Origin of the sequence: Microbacterium rhizosphaerae (genome assembly GCF_034120055.1) — a bacterium.
Taxonomy (GTDB): domain Bacteria; phylum Actinomycetota; class Actinomycetes; order Actinomycetales; family Microbacteriaceae; genus Microbacterium; species Microbacterium rhizosphaerae.
Genome location: NZ_CP139368.1, coordinates 1,556,959 through 1,573,398 on the forward strand (window position 1 = coordinate 1,556,959; position 16,440 = coordinate 1,573,398).

The following is a 16,440-nucleotide window of genomic DNA, read 5'->3' on the forward strand; positions in this document are numbered from 1 at the left end:
GCCGAGGCCCCACGAACGAAGGAAGACAATGGCAGAACTCTCCATCAGCTCCGACGTCATCCGTGACGCGCTGAAGGACTTCGTGGCCGCATACGAGCCCACCGGCGCCGTTGCGACCGAGGTCGGCACGGTCGTCGACACGGCCGACGGCATCGCCCACGTCGAGGGACTCCCCGGCGCCATGGCGAACGAGCTCGTGACATTCGCGGACGGCACGAAGGGCCTGGCCCTGAACCTCGACGAGCACGAGATCGGTGTCGTCGTCCTCGGCGAATTCGCCGGCATCGAGGCCGGCCAGCAGGTCACGCGCACCGGCGAGGTGCTCTCGGTCCCGGTCGGCGACGGCTACCTCGGTCGCGTGGTCGACCCGCTGGGCAACCCGATCGACGGCCTCGGCCCCGTGGCATCGGAGGGCGTGCGCGCCCTCGAGCTCCAGGCACCCGGCGTCATGCAGCGCAAGAGCGTGCACGAGCCGCTCCAGACGGGCATCAAGGCGATCGACGCCATGATCCCGGTCGGTCGCGGCCAGCGTCAGCTCATCATCGGCGACCGCCAGACCGGCAAGACCGCGATCGCGATCGACACGATCATCAACCAGAAGGCCAACTGGGAGTCCGGCGACGAGAGCAAGCAGGTCCGCTGCATCTACGTCGCGATCGGCCAGAAGGGCTCGACGATCGCCTCCGTCAAGGGCGCCCTCGAGGACGCCGGTGCGATGGCGTACACCACCATCGTCGCCGCCCCCGCATCCGACCCGGCCGGCTTCAAGTACCTGGCCCCCTACACCGGCTCGGCCATCGGTCAGCACTGGATGTACGGCGGCAAGCACGTCCTGATCATCTTCGACGACCTGTCGAAGCAGGCCGAGGCCTACCGCGCCGTGTCGCTCCTCCTGCGCCGCCCGCCGGGGCGCGAGGCCTACCCGGGTGACGTCTTCTACCTGCACTCGCGTCTGCTCGAGCGCTGCGCGAAGCTGTCCGACGAGCTCGGCGCCGGATCGATGACGGGTCTTCCGATCATCGAGACGAAGGCCAACGACGTGTCGGCCTACATCCCGACGAACGTCATCTCGATCACGGACGGCCAGATCTTCCTGCAGTCCGACCTGTTCAACGCGAACCAGCGCCCCGCCGTGGATGTCGGCATCTCGGTGTCCCGCGTCGGCGGTGACGCCCAGGTCAAGTCGATCAAGTCGGTCTCCGGAACGCTCAAGCTCGAGCTCGCCCAGTACCGCTCGCTCGAGGCGTTCGCGATGTTCGCGAGCGACCTGGATGCGGCGTCCCGTCGCCAGCTGGCGCGCGGCGCGCGTCTGACCGAGCTGCTCAAGCAGCCGCAGTACTCGCCGTACCCGGTGGAGGAGCAGGTCGTCTCGATCTGGGCCGGCACCAACGGCAAGCTGGACTCGGTCCCGGTCGAGGACGTGCTGCAGTTCGAGAGCGAGCTGCTCGAGCACCTCCGCCTGAACACGAACGTGCTCGACACGCTCCGCGAGACGAACGTGCTCGACGATGCGACAAAGGCGGAGCTGAACACGCAGACGGATGTGTTCCTCGAGGAGTTCCTCGGCAAGGGTCGTGCGATCGACCAGCCGGGTCACGAGGAGTTCCAGCCGACCGGCGCCGGCGACGTCGTGCAGGAGCGGGTCGTCAAGGGCCGCCGGGGCTGAGCCCGCGGAACACGAACCATGGGCGCACAACTCCGGGTCTACAAGCAGAAGATCGCTTCTGCCCAGACGACCAAGAAGATCACGAAGGCGATGGAGCTCATCGCGGCTTCGCGCATCCAGAAGGCGCAGGCGCGCGTGCGCGCGTCCTCGCCGTATGCGCGCGCGGTGACTCGTGCGGTCTCGGCGGTCGCGACGCGCTCGAACGCGTCGCACCCGCTGACCACCGCGCGTGAGAAGGTGACGCGGTCCGCCGTCGTCATCTTCTCCTCCGACCGAGGCCTTGCGGGCGCCTTCAACTCGCAGATCATCCGCGCCGGCCTGGAGCTCGCCGAGCTGCTGCGCTCGGAAGGCAAGGAACCGGTCTACTACCTCATCGGACGCAAGTCGGTCGGCTATTTCCAGTTCCGCCGCCTGTCGAGTGAGGCGGAGTGGGTCGGCGACACCGACACACCGCACTTCGAGACCGCCGTCGAGATCGCGCAGACGCTGGTCGACGCGTTCAACCGCGGCGGCGACAGCGGGGGAGTGGATGAGATCCACCTCGTCTACAACCGCTTCGTCAGCATGATGACGCAGACGCCCGAGAACGTGCGGCTCCTTCCGCTCGAGGTCGTCGACGCTCCGGAGGACAGCACCACGGTGTTCCCGGAGTACGACTTCGAGCCCGAGGCGAGCCTCGTCCTCGACGCGCTGCTGCCGGTCTACATCCAGAGCCGCATCTTCAATGCGCTCCTGCAGTCGTCGGCGGCGAAGCACGCCGCGACGCAGAAGGCGATGAAGTCCGCCAGCGACAACGCCGACAAGCTCATCACCGACTACACCCGCCTGCGCAACAACGCGCGTCAGGCCGAGATCACGCAGCAGATCGCCGAGATCGTCGGCGGCGCCGACGCACTGGCGTCCGGCAACTGAGACCACACGAGGAAGACACCACACATGAGCACCACCGCCACTGCCGAGCCGGCCACCGCGGTCGTCGGTCGCGTCGCGCGCGTGACCGGACCCGTCGTCGACATCGAGTTCCCGCACGACGCCATCCCGGACATCTACAACGCGCTCAAGACGACGATCACGATCGGCGACGAGTCGACCGAGATCACGCTCGAGGTCGCCCAGCACCTCGGGGACGACCTGGTGCGCGCGATCGCGCTCAAGCCCACGGACGGCATCGTCCGCGGCCAGGAGGTGCGCAACACCGGTGAGCAGATCACGGTCCCGGTCGGCGACGTCACGAAGGGCAAGGTCTTCAACGTCATCGGCGAGGTGCTCAACGCCGAGCCGGGCGAGAAGATCGAGATCACCGAGCGCTGGCCGATCCACCGCAAGGCGCCGAACTTCGACCAGCTCGAGTCCAAGACGCAGATGTTCGAGACCGGCATCAAGGTCATCGACCTCCTGACGCCCTACGTGCTCGGCGGAAAGATCGGCCTGTTCGGCGGCGCCGGCGTCGGCAAGACCGTCCTCATCCAGGAGATGATCCAGCGCGTCGCGCAGGACCACGGCGGTGTGTCGGTGTTCGCCGGTGTCGGCGAGCGCACCCGTGAGGGCAACGACCTGATCCACGAGATGGAGGAGGCGGGCGTCTTCGACAAGACCGCCCTCGTCTTCGGCCAGATGGATGAGCCGCCGGGGACGCGTCTGCGCGTGGCGCTGTCCGCCCTCACCATGGCGGAGTACTTCCGCGATGTGCAGGGCCAGGACGTGCTGCTGTTCATCGACAACATCTTCCGCTTCACGCAGGCGGGCTCCGAGGTGTCGACGCTGCTCGGCCGCATGCCCTCCGCGGTGGGTTACCAGCCGAACCTCGCCGACGAGATGGGTGTGCTCCAGGAGCGCATCACGTCGACGCGCGGACACTCCATCACGTCGCTGCAGGCCATCTACGTGCCGGCGGACGACTACACCGACCCGGCTCCCGCCACGACGTTCGCGCACCTCGACGCCACGACCGAGCTCTCGCGTGAGATCGCCTCGAAGGGTCTGTACCCCGCCGTCGACCCGCTGACGTCGACGAGCCGCATCCTGGACCCCCGCTACATCGGCGCAGACCACTACCGCGTGGCGACCGCCGTGAAGCAGATCCTCCAGAAGAACAAGGAGCTCCAGGAGATCATCGCGATCCTCGGTGTCGACGAGCTCTCCGAAGAGGACAAGGTCGTCGTGTCGCGCGCACGCCGCATCCAGCAGTTCCTCTCCCAGAACACCTACATGGCGAAGAAGTTCACGGGTGTCGAGGGTTCGACCGTGCCGATCAAGGAGACGATCGAGTCCTTCGACGCGATCGTGCGCGGCGACTTCGACCACGTCGCCGAGCAGGCCTTCTTCAACGTCGGCGGGATTTCCGACGTCGAGGCGAAGTGGGCGCAGATCCAGAAGGAGAACGGCTGACATGCCGCTGCAGGTGAGTCTGGTCTCGGCCGAGGAGGAGCTCTGGTCGGGTGAGGCATCGCTCGTCGTCGCCAGGACCGTCATCGGCGAGATCGGCTTCATGGCGGGGCACTCGCCCGTGCTCGCGCTCCTCGCGGAAGGACAGGTGCGCATCACGCGTCCCGACGACACCCGTGTGGTGGCCGACGCGAAGGACGGCTTCCTCTCCGTGGAGAACGACGTCGTGACGATCGTGGCGAGCACCGCCGCCCTCGTCTCCTGACCTCAGGACACTCGAACCGCCCTCTGCCTCCGGGCAGGGGGCGGTTCCGCATCCCGCGAAAGGACGCGCCGTGCTGATCCTGCTGCCGCCCTCCGAGACGAAGCATCCCGGAGGCGTCCGTCGCGTCCTCGACCTCGACACAATGGCCTTCCCCGAGCTGCGGCCCCAGCGCGAGGCGGTCGTCGACGCGCTCGTCGCCCTCTCCGCGGATGAGAACGAGGCGGCGCGGGTGCTGAAGCTCAGCGAGCGCCAGCGTCCCGAGATCGCTGCCAACGCCCGACTGCGCGAGGCGCCCACGATGCCCGCCGTCGATCGCTACACCGGCGTGCTGTTCGACGCCCTCGATGCGTCGTCGCTGGATGCGGCATCCCGCCGCTGGCTCGGTGCGCACGTGCTCATCCACTCGGCGCCGTTCGGGCCGGTCGGCGCGCTCGACCGGATCCCCGCCTATCGGTTGGCGGCGAACACCGCTCTGCCGGGTGTTCCGCCACTGACGCGGCAGTGGGCGGGGGCCGTCACCGCGGCACTGGCAGCGGCATCCCCTCCGTTCGTCCTCGATCTGCGCTCCGAGGCGTACGCGGCGCTCGGGCCCGTGCCCGCCGATATGCCGACACGGTACGTGCGCGTGGTCGCCGAGGGCCCGGACGGCTCGGCGCGGGCGCTCAACCACTTCAACAAGCACGCCAAGGGGGCGTTCGTGCGCGCTCTGGCCGAGAGCCGCCCGCGAGCATCGACGGCGGTCGGCCTGCTGCGCTGGGCGGAGGCTGCGGGCTTCGTGCTGCGCGAGGGGGATGCGCCCGGCGAGCTGGATCTGGTCGTCTGAATCGCGCGGGAGGAAGCCGACGCCGGTGGGACGAGAATCCGTCCCACCGGCGTCGGCGTCCGATCAGCGCGTGGTCTGCACGGCTGCCGTGCGGCTGCGGATCTGCTCGGCGACCGCGATGGCATCGCCTGCCGGCGCGTGGGACTTGCGGTCCGGGCGCGCGATGAACAGGTAGAGCCCGCCGGTCACGAGGACGATGCCCAGTCCGATGAGCACGATCCAGTCCGCGAAGACGTTGCCCGACGACCCCGGGCGCGCCAGCAGGTACATCGCGAAGATGCCGTAGGCGAGCGCGACGAAGTTCACGAGCATGCCCCAGCGACCGAGCGAGAACGGACCGGCCGGTCGCCAGCCTCTCACGCGCTGACGGAGCGCGGCGAGTACGACCATCTGGAACGCGACGTAGATCCCGAGCACCGCGAATGCGGTCACCGAGTTCAGCAGGTCCTCGTTGACGAAGATCAGGAGCGCGAGGAGCACCGGGACGGTGCACGCGACGATGAGCGCATTCGCGGGCACCTTGGTGCGCGGGGTGACCTTCGAAAGCCAGCGGTGGCCCGGCAGCATCCCGTCGCGCGCGAACGAGTAGAGCAGCCTGCTCGCAGCCGCCTGCAGGCTGAGGACGCACGAGAGGAAGGCGGTGACCGCGACGACGAGGAAGATCTTCGCGCCGACCGGCCCGAGCGTCGACTCCAGGATGGCGGGGATGGGGTCGGTCTCCTTGCCCGACACGATGGCCTGCAGGTCCGGTGCCGCGAGCACGTAGCCGCCGAACGAGAACAGAGCCGAGATGCCGCCGACGATGATCGTCAGCATCATCGCCCGGGGGATGCGCACGGCGGGGCGGGCGACCTCCTCCGCCACGTCGCCGCACGCCTCGAACCCGTAGAACAGGAAGAGGCCGGCGAGCGCGGCGCCGAAGAACGCGGTGAGGTAGCTGCCGTCGCCCTGCACGCCCATCGTGTCGAAGAACACGCTGAACGGCTGCTTGCGCTGGAACAGCAGCAGGTACAGGCCGACGCCGATGACGCCGACGAGCTCGGCCGCGAGGCCGATCTGCGCCACGCGGGCCATCGTGCGCGTGCCCGAGAAGTTCAGCAGGAGTGCGACGAGCAGCAGTGCGACGGTCAGCAGCAGGGTCGACAGCGGCGTCGACGGGATGCCGAAGAGGCTTCCGAGGAAGCCGGATCCGTATTCCGCCACCGCGGTGATCGTCACGATCATCGCCCAGATATAGACCCACGCGGCCATCCAGGCGTAGCGGCGGCCCCAGAGGCGACGCGCCCACGGATAGATGCCGCCGTGGATCGGATACTGCGAGACGACCTCGCCGAATACGAGCGAGACCAGCAGCTGGCCCGCGCCGACGATGAAGATCCAGAAGATCGATGGCGGACCGCCGACCGACAGTGCGACCGCGAAGAGCGAGTACACGCCGACCAGGGGGGAGAGGTACGTGAAGCCGAGGGCGAAGTTCGCCCAGAAGCTCATCGACCGGTTGAAGTGGTCCTGGTAGCCCAGGACGTTGAGGTGCTCGCCGTCGTCGAGGACAGAGGGCTTGGGGGAGTCGCCGGACATCGCTTCCTTTCAGGGGTGGGTGAAGAGCGCTGCCCGCCGATCACGTCGGTCGGGCAGCGCGGGGGAGACGGCTCGGGATGCCGTCAGCCGATGCGGATCATCTTCTTGTTGACGAACTCATCGGCACCGAAGCGGCCGAGCTCACGGCCCGATCCGCTGCGCTTGACGCCGCCGAAGGGGAGCTCCGCTCCATCCGCGGCGACGACGTTGACGAAGACCATGCCGGCCTCGATGCCGTCGGCGACGCGCAGCGCCTGCTCGGCATCCGTCGTGAAGACGTAGGAGCCCAGCCCGAACGGCGTGTCGTTCGCGAGTGCGACGGCGGCGTCCTCGTCGGCGACGCGGAACACCTGGGCGACGGGGCCGAAGAACTCCTCATGGAAGGCGTCGCTCCCCGGCTGGACGTCGGTGAGGATCGTCGCGGAGTAGAAATTGCCGTTGCGCGAGCCGCCGGCGTGGAGCGTGGCGCCCTGCGCGACCGCACGCGCTACCTGCTCGGAGAGGATCTCCGCCGCGCGCGCGCTCGAGAGCGGGCCCAGAGCCGTGCCCTCCTGCTTCGGGTCGCCCTCGGCGATCGCGTTCATCGCCGCCGTGAACTTCTCGAGGAACGCGTCGTACAGGTCGTCGACGACGATGAAGCGCTTGGCTGCGTTGCACGCCTGGCCGTTGTTGTCGACGCGGGCCAGGACGGCGGATTCGACCGTGGCGTCCAGGTCGTCGGTCGACAGGAGGATGAACGGGTCCGACCCGCCCAGCTCGAGCACGACCTTCTTGAGGTACCGGCCGGCGATCTCCGCGACGGCTGCGCCTGCGCGCTCGGACCCGGTGAGCGAGACGCCCTGCACGCGCGGGTCGGCGATGACCGTCTCGATCTGTTCGTGGGAGGCGTAGACGTTCACGTAGGCGCCGGCGGGGAAGCCGGCATCCCGGAAGATCTGCTCCATCGCGGCAGCCGACTCCGGGCACTGCTCCGCGTGCTTGAGGAGGATCGTGTTGCCGATGACGAGGTTCGGGCCGGCGAAGCGGGCCACCTGGTAGTACGGGAAGTTCCAGGGCATGATTCCCAGCAGCACGCCGAGCGCCGATCGTCGGATGAAGGCCGACCCCTCGCCGGCGAGCAGATCGATCTTCTCGTCCGCCATCAGCGACTCGGCGTTGTCGGCGTAGTACTCGTAGATCGCTGCGGCGAACTCGACCTCGCCGACCGCCTGCTCGATCGGCTTGCCCATCTCGCGCACGATGATCTCGCCGAGCTCCTGCGCCCGCTCGTTGTGCAGCTCGCCCACACGGCGGATGAGCGCCGCCCGCTCCGCGACGGTCGAGCTCTTCGACCAGGTGCGGAACGCGTCGTGTGCGGAGGCGATCGCCGACTGCAGATCGGCGTCCGAGATGGTCGCGTAGGTCTTGACGATCTCACCGGTGAGAGGATCGGTCACGGCGTAGGACATGCGGTACTCCTTCGGGATGCACGCGCCGGACCGCCGCCCGCCGCGCTGCGAACTCACCTAAAAGATATACCAGTGAATGATTCGTTTGGCGAGGGGTTGGGCGCGCGAGCGGGGGGACTGCCGCGCGGCCGCGTCCGAGAGTAGCTTCAGCGCCATGAAGAACATGCGCCCCATCAGGGCCTTCGCTTTCGCCTGGGCTCTCGCCCTGTCCGGAGCACTGGTCGTCGTCACCCCCGGCGTCACGGCTGCTCCGGCATCCCGCTATCCAGCGGTCACCCCCGCCGCCTCCGACTACCAGCAGCTGTCGGCATCCACGACCCCGCCGACCGAGGCTCAGTGCAACTCGGTGGGCCGCCGCTGCTTCAATCCCGCCTCGATCCGGGCGGCCTACAACCTCAACGGCCTCGTCGCCGGCGGCATGGACGGAGGCGGGATCACGGTCGCCATCATCGACTCGTTCGGCAGCGACACGATGGCGCATGACCTGCACGTCTACAACCAGGCGTTCGGGCTGCCCCCGATGTGCGGCGAGGAGGGCGTGACGTGCGCCCCCGGCATGCCGACGTTCTCGCGCCTCGCCCTCCAGGGCGCGCCGGCGACCAAGGCGCCGCCCGCGACGGCGAAGTCGCCCGGGCTGCAGGACAAGTCGGCGTGGGCCATCGAGGTCGCGCTCGACGTCGAGACCGTGCATGCGGTGGCGCCGGGGGCGAACATCCTCCTGGTGACCACCCCGGTCGCCGAGACCCTCGGTGTCCAGGGACTGCCGCAGATGATGGCGGCCGAGAAGTACGTCGTCGACAACCACCTCGCGCAGGTCATCACGCAGAGCTTCGGGACCGCGGAGGAGGCGTTCAACACGCCGTCGTCGCTGCTGAACCTGCGCGGCGCATTCACGGCCGCGGCCGCGAGCGGTGTCACGGTGCTGGCATCCACGGGCGACAACGGCACGGCGAACGTCATGAAGGCGCCGGTCGGCGGACCCAATGCCGGACCCACGATCCCGTATCCCACCGTCGGGTGGCCGGCATCCGATCCGCTCGTCACCGCGGTGGGCGGCACCTACCTGTGCACCGACCCGACGGCGACCGTGGGTCGCGTGACCCTGAGTTCGATGAGTCCCACGCGGTGCCTGGCGAACCCGGGCGTCGCGGAGGTCGGCTGGATCGCCTCCGGCGGGGGATACAGCCACGTGTTCGGCAAGCCGGACTACCAGAACACGCTGCCGGCCGGAAGCACGCAGATCGGAGCGATGCGCGGGATTCCCGACGTCGCCCTGCTCGCGTCGGCAACGACCGGCACGCTGGAGTACCTGAGCCTGCCGCCGGACGGGCAGAGCGGCATCCTGTGCGGCGGCACTCCGTGCAGCACCGGCTGGTACGTGGTCGGCGGCACGTCCCTGTCGTCGCCGGCGATGGCCGGCATCGTCGCCATCGCGGCGCAGCTGAACGGTGGCGGACTGGGGCTCATCAACCCCGCTCTCTACAAGATCGGCGCAGACCCGACGCGGTACGCCGCTGACTTCTTCGACGTCACGACGGGGAACAACACGCTGGACCCGTCGGTTCCCGGCTATCCCGCGACGACGGGCTGGGATCCGGTCACGGGCCTGGGCACCATCAACGGCGAGAACTTCGTGCCCGACCTGGTCGCAGCCGTGCACGGCAACTGAGCGGGATGACGGCGGGCGCGGTGATCCGCGCCCGCCGTCCTCGTCCGCGCGGAGCTCAGGCGCGGTGCACCGCGGGACGCACGAGCACCGTGAACGGCGCTCCTGCGCAGGCGACGCGGGCGTCCGCATCCGCGATCGTCCCCACCTGCAGGGCAGGCTCGGTCGACACGATGACCCGGCCGTCCGCATTGACGAGGGCCACCGGCTCATCGGCGTCGAGGAAGGCGGGAAGCAGGTCGCGCTCGAGTCGGCGGACCGCCACATCGGCCCCCACGACTCCCGCGACGGCGCCCGTGGCGGCCGATCGCACCGGCGAGGTGAACGTCAGGATGTAATCGCACGTGCACAGGTGGTCGACGTAGGGGCCGGTCACGTGCGCCTGGAAGGTGGTGGCGGGGACGCGGAACCACTCGAGCGACCGGAAGTCCCGCAGGTACTCCGCGTAGCCGCGCGTCGTGAGGTCGAGCCGCGTCGGCACGGTCGTCGCCCCGAGCACGGGGTTGTCATCGAGCGGACCGAGCCACCACGCGAAGTGGACACCGCGCGCCGACACCACGTCGCTGTCGGCGATGAAGCCCGCGCCGACGAATCGGGCGTCGTCGGCGTCGAGCACCGGGAGCACGAGGTCGGCGACCGTTCCGTCGATCTCGGCGGGCTTCGGGTCGGAGCCCAGAGCCTCCTCCACGTCACCGCGCCACGCATCCAGAAGCGTGAAGACCTCGCGCGTCCGGTCGTCCACGAGGGCGGCGAGCTCATGCGCTGAGCGGCTCATCGAGGGCTCCTCCTCTCTCGACGCGCGCCTTCGCCGCGAGCACGCGCTCGGCCAGAAGGGTGATCAGCGAACCGGCCGCCTCCCGTGCCGGCGCAGGGCGGCACGTGGCCACCGCGCGCACGATCCGGCGGTCGTGCGCGAGGGTGTCGGTGCGCACGACCGGATCGTCGAGGCCGATCAGCAGCAGGGGCGCGGCATCGGCCTGGAGTCGGATCTGCTCGCGGACGAGCCGCGGCGATTGGCTCAGCACCGCGAGCTCGAGGAAGAACCCTCCCTGGTTCGTGCGGGCGGCCGCGGGGCCCGAGAAGTCCGCCTCGCCGAGCCACGCGTCCAGACGCTCGGCGTCGCCGGGCGTGGCGCGTTCCGCGGCGCGCTCGGTGGCCGCGGCCACGATCGCGGAGAAGTAGACGGCGATGTCGCCGATCTCGACCTGGCTGAGATTGCGCAGGCGCGCGGTCAGGATGCCGCGGTGCTCCGCGTCGTCGTGGACGACGAAGCTGCCGCCCTCGCGGCCGCGCCGCGTCTCGACCAGACCGCCGTCGCGGAGGATGCCGAGACCCTCGCGCACCGTGATGAGGGCCACGCCGAAGCGGCGCGCCAGCTCCGGCTCGCTCGGCAACCGCTCGCCCGGGGCGAGCACGCCCAGCACGATGCCGTCGGTGATGCGGCGCGCCACCTGCTCGGCGCGCCCGGCATCGGACAGCTGCGCGAACACCGCCTCGCGCGCACCGGGCCCCACCCTTGACGACACGTGCCCCACCATAGCCGAGGCACACGGCAGGGGTCCGAGCCGCGCGCGGCCCGGACCCCGTCATCCCTGGATCAGCGGACCGCGTAGGCCGCCGTGATCGTCTGCAGGACCTTGGCGCCGTTCGCGTCGGTGAGCTCGACCCGCAGGCTGACCGTCTTGCCCGAGGAACCCGTGTGGTCCACCACCAGGTTCGCGCCCGACGACGTCAGGCTCGTCGTGCCCTCGGTCCACGTCATGCCGGCGTCGACCGACGTCCACACCCGGGCGGCCGTGACGGCGCCCGCGGTGTACCCCGGGTTCGCCTGCACCCGCGCCGGGATGATCACCGGCCCCGCCGCGACGGTCTTGAGACCGTCCGTCGGAAGGTCCAGGCGCGGCAGGAGCAGCGCGAGCGGCTGACTGTAGACGTTCGGGTCCGCGTGCGAGGTGAACGTCCACGTCGTGTCCGTCGCGGTGGACCGCTTCCAGAACTTCGCAGGGCTGCCGACCTTCTCGATGTGCATCGACAGGTCGTAGGTCGCTTCACCGGACGGCACCGTGAAGACGCCGTACGGATCGTAGCTGCTGCCGATGACGACGCCGTTGCGCTTGAGCTGCATGTTGCCGAGGTCGCCGAAGCCGCCCTGATCGGCCCAGTGGCCCGCGCTGTCCCCCCACACGGCGGTCTGGATGCCGAGCAGGTCGCCCTGGCGCTCCGCGATCAACGTGGGTGCGCCGGTGGCATCCTTGCGGACAGCGGGTGCGATGCTGCCGCCGTACCACGAGTCGGTGATCCGCTGACCGGGCGTGAAGGTCCGGTAGTGGTCGTTCATCGCCTCGCCGAACGGCAGGCTCGAGGAGAGCGAACGGTAGTACTTCGTGCTGTCGGCGGTGACGAACTCCGTCCGCGCGCTGGGCGCGGGGATGAAGTCGAAGCCGCCGATCGCGAAGGCCACCGTGTCGGGGCGCTGCACCGCCACCGACCCGACCAGGTCCGTCGCGACGCCCATGCTCTCGTAGGTGTCGTCGATGCGACCGAGCGAGGCGTCCGACACGTCGTGCTTCTGAGCCGTCACGAGCTGACCGTCGGAGAAGAAGCCCAGCGTGTAGGCGTAGGGCGTGTTCGCCTGCGCCGACCAGGTCAGCGTCGACGGTCCCGCGGCCAGCTCTGCCGCCAGCGCCGCACCCTCGGTCGCGGAGAGCGTGTAGGTCGGCAGGGGGGCCTTGTTGAAACCGGCGGATGCCAGCCACGTCCCCGGGTCGTCGCGCCACAGCAGCAGCGCCTTCGCCCCGGCGCTCTGCGCGCGGCTGGCCACCGAGAAGTCGTCGGCTCCGATCGCGAGCTTCGCCACGACGACCTTGCCCTTGACGTCGACGTTCTTGAAGTCGGCTGCGGCTCCGGCGCCGACCGAGACGGCGTCTGCCGTGCCCGATCCGTCGAGGTTGCCGATGCCCGGCTTCGCCGACAGCGGGTGCAGCGCGAGGCCGCCTGCGGTCGTCATCGACGAAACGAGCGGCGCGATCCGACGGCTCCAGTGGCCGAACTCGAACGAGCCGTCGTCCTTGGCGACCTTTCCGGTGATCTGCGCGTAGAACTCACGCGTGCCCGGACCGACGTTCATCGACCCCGAGCTCACGAACATGCCCTGCCAGATGCGGTCGAACGTGAAGGTCGTCATCCGGGTCTCGGTGGGCTGCTCGGTCGAGACGGTCAGCGGGTTGGCCTGCCGCGCATCCAGGACGATCGTCGTGTCCTTGTCGATCGTCACCTCCGGGCGGGCGAGGTACGCCAGCGACTGTGCGGCGGCCCTGCTGTTCGCGGCCGTCCCCGGCGTCGGCGTGAAGTCGAACGACGAGACGAAGTACGTGCCGGGCCGGACCGTAAAGGTCTGCTCCTTGCCGTTGACGTACGCCTGCTGACCGACGGAGGTGTCCGTGTTCACGAACTGCACGCTCGACGAGCCGGTGGCCGGCTGGCCGTTGCGGTCGAGGACCTGGACCTTGACGGTGAGCGCCGGTGCCGACGCGTACAGGCCGAAGGCCGTCGACACCCGCTGGGTGTCGCTCGTGGCGATCATGCGCGCCGTGATGTCGCCGAGCGAGCTGTCCGGGATGTTGGCCCCGAGCTGCACGGTCACCGGGACGTCGACGCTGCCGTGCGCGGGAACCGTGACGTGCTGGGGCAGGCGCAGCAGCGGCGTGTTCAGCGGCTTGTCGTCGTTGCCCGTCACGCCCTGGACGTTCAGGCGCAGGTCGACTGCGGTGTCGCCGCGGTTCGTGTAGGTGAGGCTCTTCGCGCTGTACTCCTTGGTCTGGGGGTAGTCGAAGGAACCGCCGAACACGGTGGACTGGCCGGTGACCGTCTGGGTCAGCATCCGGGAGATGTCGAGGCGGCCGGCCCCAACCTCCTGGGCGTCGCCGGGAACGGTCGGGTCGGCCGACGAGGTGAGCACCTGCTTGATCTGTGCGCCGGTGAGTGTCGGGAAGGCCTCCTTGGCGATGGCCGCGGCGCCGGCGACGTGCGGGGTCGCCATCGAGGTGCCCGACATGGTGCGGTAGGCGTACACGCCGCGGCCGCCCGCGGCGGCGGCGAGGATGTCGACGCCGGGCGCCGCGATCTCGGGCTTGACGATGTGACTCACACCCACCGGTCCGCGGCTCGAGAACTGGGCCGTCGCATCCTTCGAGTCGACGGCGCCGACCGTCAGGGCCGAGGCGGCGCAGCCGGGGCTGGAGACCGTGTTGTGGCGTGCCCCCATGTTGCCCGCGGCGATCACGAACAGGCTGCTGCTCGAGGCCGACAGGTCGTCGACCGCCTGGGCGATCGGGTCGTCGCAGGTCGTCGCGGGCGCGGTGCTGCCGAGGCTCATCGAGATGACGTCCGCGTGCTGGGCCACGGCCCACTGCATCCCCGCGATGATGTCGGAGTCGTATCCGCCGCCCCCATCGCCGAGCACCTTGCCGATGAGCAGGGTGGCGCCGGAGGCGACGCCGCGCTCCTTGCCGCCGCTCGCGGCGCCCGTGCCGGCGATCGTCGAGGCGACGTGCGTGCCGTGGCCGACGAGGTCGTCGGTGCCGTGTGCGGAAGCGGTGAAGTCCTTGGTCTGGGCGATGCGTCCGGCGAGGTCGGGGTGACCCGCGTCGACGCCCGTGTCGAGGACGGCGACGGTGCTGCCCGTGCCGTCGAGGCCGGCCTGCCATGCCGCGGGGGCGCCGATCTGCTGCGTCGAGTCCGCCATGGTGGCGTGCACGGGGCGGTCGAGCCACAGCTTGGACAGACCGCTGCCGGGGGCCGAGGAGTCGTCTGTCAGCTGAGCCCAGGCCGCCTGCGCATCCTTCTTGTCCACGCTGTACGCCATCGCGTTCACGGATGACAGCGGGCCGGCGTCGCTCGCCCCCGCCGGAACGGGGGCGGGAGCGGCCTCGGACACCGAGCGCGCCTTGTCGTCGTACTGCGCGATGAGCCGGATCGACTGCGAGTGCGCGTCGTCGAACCCGGCGGCGACCAGCGCGGTGACATCGAACAGCTGGCGGTCCACGCGATTCGAGGCGAGCACGCCGCTCGCCGTGGTCGGGAAGACGTAGACGTCGTCGCCGTCGCGGTAGGTCTCGTAGTCGGGGACGACGCCGTTCTCGTCGGGGAGGAGCTGTGCGACGGGCTGACCGTCGGCGGTCCGCGTGACGCGCACCCGGTCGCCCGAGATGAGGGTGACGGTGGCCGCCTGGCCGGCCGGTGCGCCGAAGGCGGATCCGGCGAGCGGCAGCTGCACGGGTGCGGCGCCGGCCGTGCCGGCGGAGGCGAGCGCGATGCCGGGGACGGCGCCGATGCCGCCCAGCCCGATGGCGACGCCGCAGATGCCGGCGACGAGGGACCGCGCACGGCGTCGGGCGGGTCGTTGAGTTCGAGGATCCATGGGAGCCCTTCCGGTTGGGGGAGTGAGCCCACGGTCTCACGCGGTCGGACTATCGTTTGTGGCGAACAACTGCCATGACCGGCATCCGCCACGACCGACGACGGCGGGCGGATGCGCCGAGTCCGAGGAGACCTGCATGCTCGAGGCCATCGGACTGGATGACGAGCACACGGCGATCTACCGCCTGCTCCTGGAACTGCCGTCGGCGGATGCAGCGCAGATCGCCGCGGAGACCGGCATGCCCGTCGACGAGGTCGCCCGCCTCCTGGTCGACCTGGAGGGCCTCGGACTCGCGGCCCGGCAGGCGTCCTCGCCCGAGCGGGTCGTCGCGTCGCCGCCGTCGCTCGCGCTGCGGCCGATGCTGGTCGAGAGCGAGCGCCGCCTCACGGCCGCGCACGCCGCGTTCGTGCAGCTGAGCGAGATCTACCGCCAGGGCGCGGCGCTGCGGGCGGCGCCGGAGGTCGTCGACGTCGTGCTGGGACCGGATGCGGTGCGCCAGCGCATCGCGCAGCTGCAGGCGTCCGCGTCCGAGCGCGTCGACGTGTTCGTCAAGAGCGAGGTGGCGCTGCTGGAGGCGGCGGACAACGTCGAGGAGGAGCGGGCGCTCGGGCGCGGGGTCCGCTACCGCACGATCGTGGAGACGGGGGTGATCGAGCGGCCCGGGTTCCTGGACGCCGCCCGCGCCGCGACGGCCGCGGGGGAGGAGATCCGCGCTCTGCCGGAGGTGCCGACGCGGCTGTTCCTGGCCGACGGCAGGCTCGCGCTGCTGCCGATGCGGCCGGAGGGGTCGAACCAGGTCGGCGGCGCTCTGCTCGTCCATCCGAGCGGCCTGCTGGACCTGGTGACCGCGGTGTTCGAGGCGTTCTGGCAGAGCGCTCGTCCCCTGTTCACCGCGGACGAGGAGGATGCGGTGTCCGAGCGCGAGCTCTTGTCGCTCCTCGTGGTCGGCCTCACGGATGCGGCCGCCGCCGCACAGCTCGGCATCAGCGTCCGCACGGTGCAGCGGCGCATCTCCGACCTCAGTGAGCGGGCGGGAGTGTCATCGCGGTTCCAGCTCGGCGTCGAGGCCGTCCGGCGAGGCTGGCTCTGACCGGTTTCGCAGACTTAAAGATTCACTATAGGATGAATTAGCCGACCGAGCCCGTGGTGTCCGCAGCCGCGACGCGAGGCGGGGCGCGACGACGCAGAGG

Annotated in this window: 12 protein-coding genes; 7 read left to right on the forward strand and 5 right to left on the reverse strand. The window is 70.0% G+C overall.

Features of this window, described 5'->3' with window-relative positions; genetic code table 11:
- The first annotated feature begins 28 nt into the window (after positions 1 to 28).
- From atpA to SM116_RS06815, 5 genes are all read left to right on the forward strand, one after another.
- Positions 29 to 1,666: a F0F1 ATP synthase subunit alpha gene (gene atpA, locus SM116_RS06795; protein WP_320943698.1), complete on the forward strand. Its 1,638-nt coding sequence runs from the start codon at positions 29 to 31 to the stop codon at positions 1,664 to 1,666.
- An 18-nt stretch (positions 1,667 to 1,684) separates the two neighbouring features.
- Positions 1,685 to 2,578: a F0F1 ATP synthase subunit gamma gene (locus SM116_RS06800; protein WP_320943699.1), complete on the forward strand. Its 894-nt coding sequence runs from the start codon at positions 1,685 to 1,687 to the stop codon at positions 2,576 to 2,578.
- 24 nt (positions 2,579 to 2,602) lie between these two features.
- Positions 2,603 to 4,054: a F0F1 ATP synthase subunit beta gene (gene atpD, locus SM116_RS06805; RefSeq protein ID WP_320943700.1), complete on the forward strand. Its 1,452-nt coding sequence runs from the start codon at positions 2,603 to 2,605 to the stop codon at positions 4,052 to 4,054.
- A 1-nt stretch (position 4,055) separates the two neighbouring features.
- Positions 4,056 to 4,316, forward strand: a complete 261-nt coding sequence (locus SM116_RS06810) for a F0F1 ATP synthase subunit epsilon (protein WP_320943701.1) — start codon at positions 4,056 to 4,058, stop codon at positions 4,314 to 4,316.
- 70 nt (positions 4,317 to 4,386) lie between these two features.
- Complete coding sequence (locus tag SM116_RS06815; protein WP_320943702.1) at positions 4,387 to 5,139, forward strand: YaaA family protein; 753 nt, start codon at positions 4,387 to 4,389, stop codon at positions 5,137 to 5,139.
- A gap of 63 nt (positions 5,140 to 5,202) precedes the next feature.
- On the opposite strand, the gene SM116_RS06820 is transcribed toward SM116_RS06815, so the two are convergent.
- Both SM116_RS06820 and SM116_RS06825 read right to left on the reverse strand, forming a co-directional pair.
- Positions 5,203 to 6,717, reverse strand: a complete 1,515-nt coding sequence (locus SM116_RS06820) for an APC family permease (RefSeq protein WP_320943703.1) — start codon at positions 6,715 to 6,717, stop codon at positions 5,203 to 5,205.
- 83 nt (positions 6,718 to 6,800) lie between these two features.
- Positions 6,801 to 8,165 (reverse strand): NAD-dependent succinate-semialdehyde dehydrogenase, encoded by a 1,365-nt coding sequence (locus SM116_RS06825; protein ID WP_320943704.1) that lies wholly within the window; start codon positions 8,163 to 8,165, stop codon positions 6,801 to 6,803.
- Between the two features lie 154 nt (positions 8,166 to 8,319).
- On the opposite strand from SM116_RS06825, the gene SM116_RS06830 reads away from it, so the two are divergent.
- Positions 8,320 to 9,834 (forward strand): S53 family peptidase, encoded by a 1,515-nt coding sequence (locus SM116_RS06830; RefSeq protein ID WP_320943705.1) that lies wholly within the window; start codon positions 8,320 to 8,322, stop codon positions 9,832 to 9,834.
- Positions 9,835 to 9,889: 55 nt separating this feature from the next.
- On the opposite strand, the gene SM116_RS06835 is transcribed toward SM116_RS06830, so the two are convergent.
- From SM116_RS06835 to SM116_RS06845, 3 genes are all read right to left on the reverse strand, one after another.
- A complete protein-coding gene (locus tag SM116_RS06835) occupies positions 9,890 to 10,606 on the reverse strand; it encodes a PDC sensor domain-containing protein (RefSeq protein WP_320943706.1) in 717 nt (238 codons plus the stop codon).
- Positions 10,587 to 11,357 carry a FadR/GntR family transcriptional regulator gene (locus SM116_RS06840; protein ID WP_320943707.1) on the reverse strand — a complete coding sequence of 257 codons (771 nt, stop codon included), beginning with the start codon at positions 11,355 to 11,357 and terminating at the stop codon, positions 10,587 to 10,589. Before SM116_RS06840 ends, SM116_RS06835 begins: the two co-directional genes overlap by 20 nt.
- Positions 11,358 to 11,428: 71 nt before the next feature.
- Positions 11,429 to 15,250: a S8 family serine peptidase gene (locus SM116_RS06845; protein ID WP_320943708.1), complete on the reverse strand. Its 3,822-nt coding sequence runs from the start codon at positions 15,248 to 15,250 to the stop codon at positions 11,429 to 11,431.
- A gap of 136 nt (positions 15,251 to 15,386) precedes the next feature.
- On the opposite strand from SM116_RS06845, the gene SM116_RS06850 reads away from it, so the two are divergent.
- Positions 15,387 to 16,340 carry a helix-turn-helix domain-containing protein gene (locus SM116_RS06850; RefSeq protein WP_320943709.1) on the forward strand — a complete coding sequence of 318 codons (954 nt, stop codon included), beginning with the start codon at positions 15,387 to 15,389 and terminating at the stop codon, positions 16,338 to 16,340.
- Positions 16,341 to 16,440 lie beyond the last annotated feature (100 nt).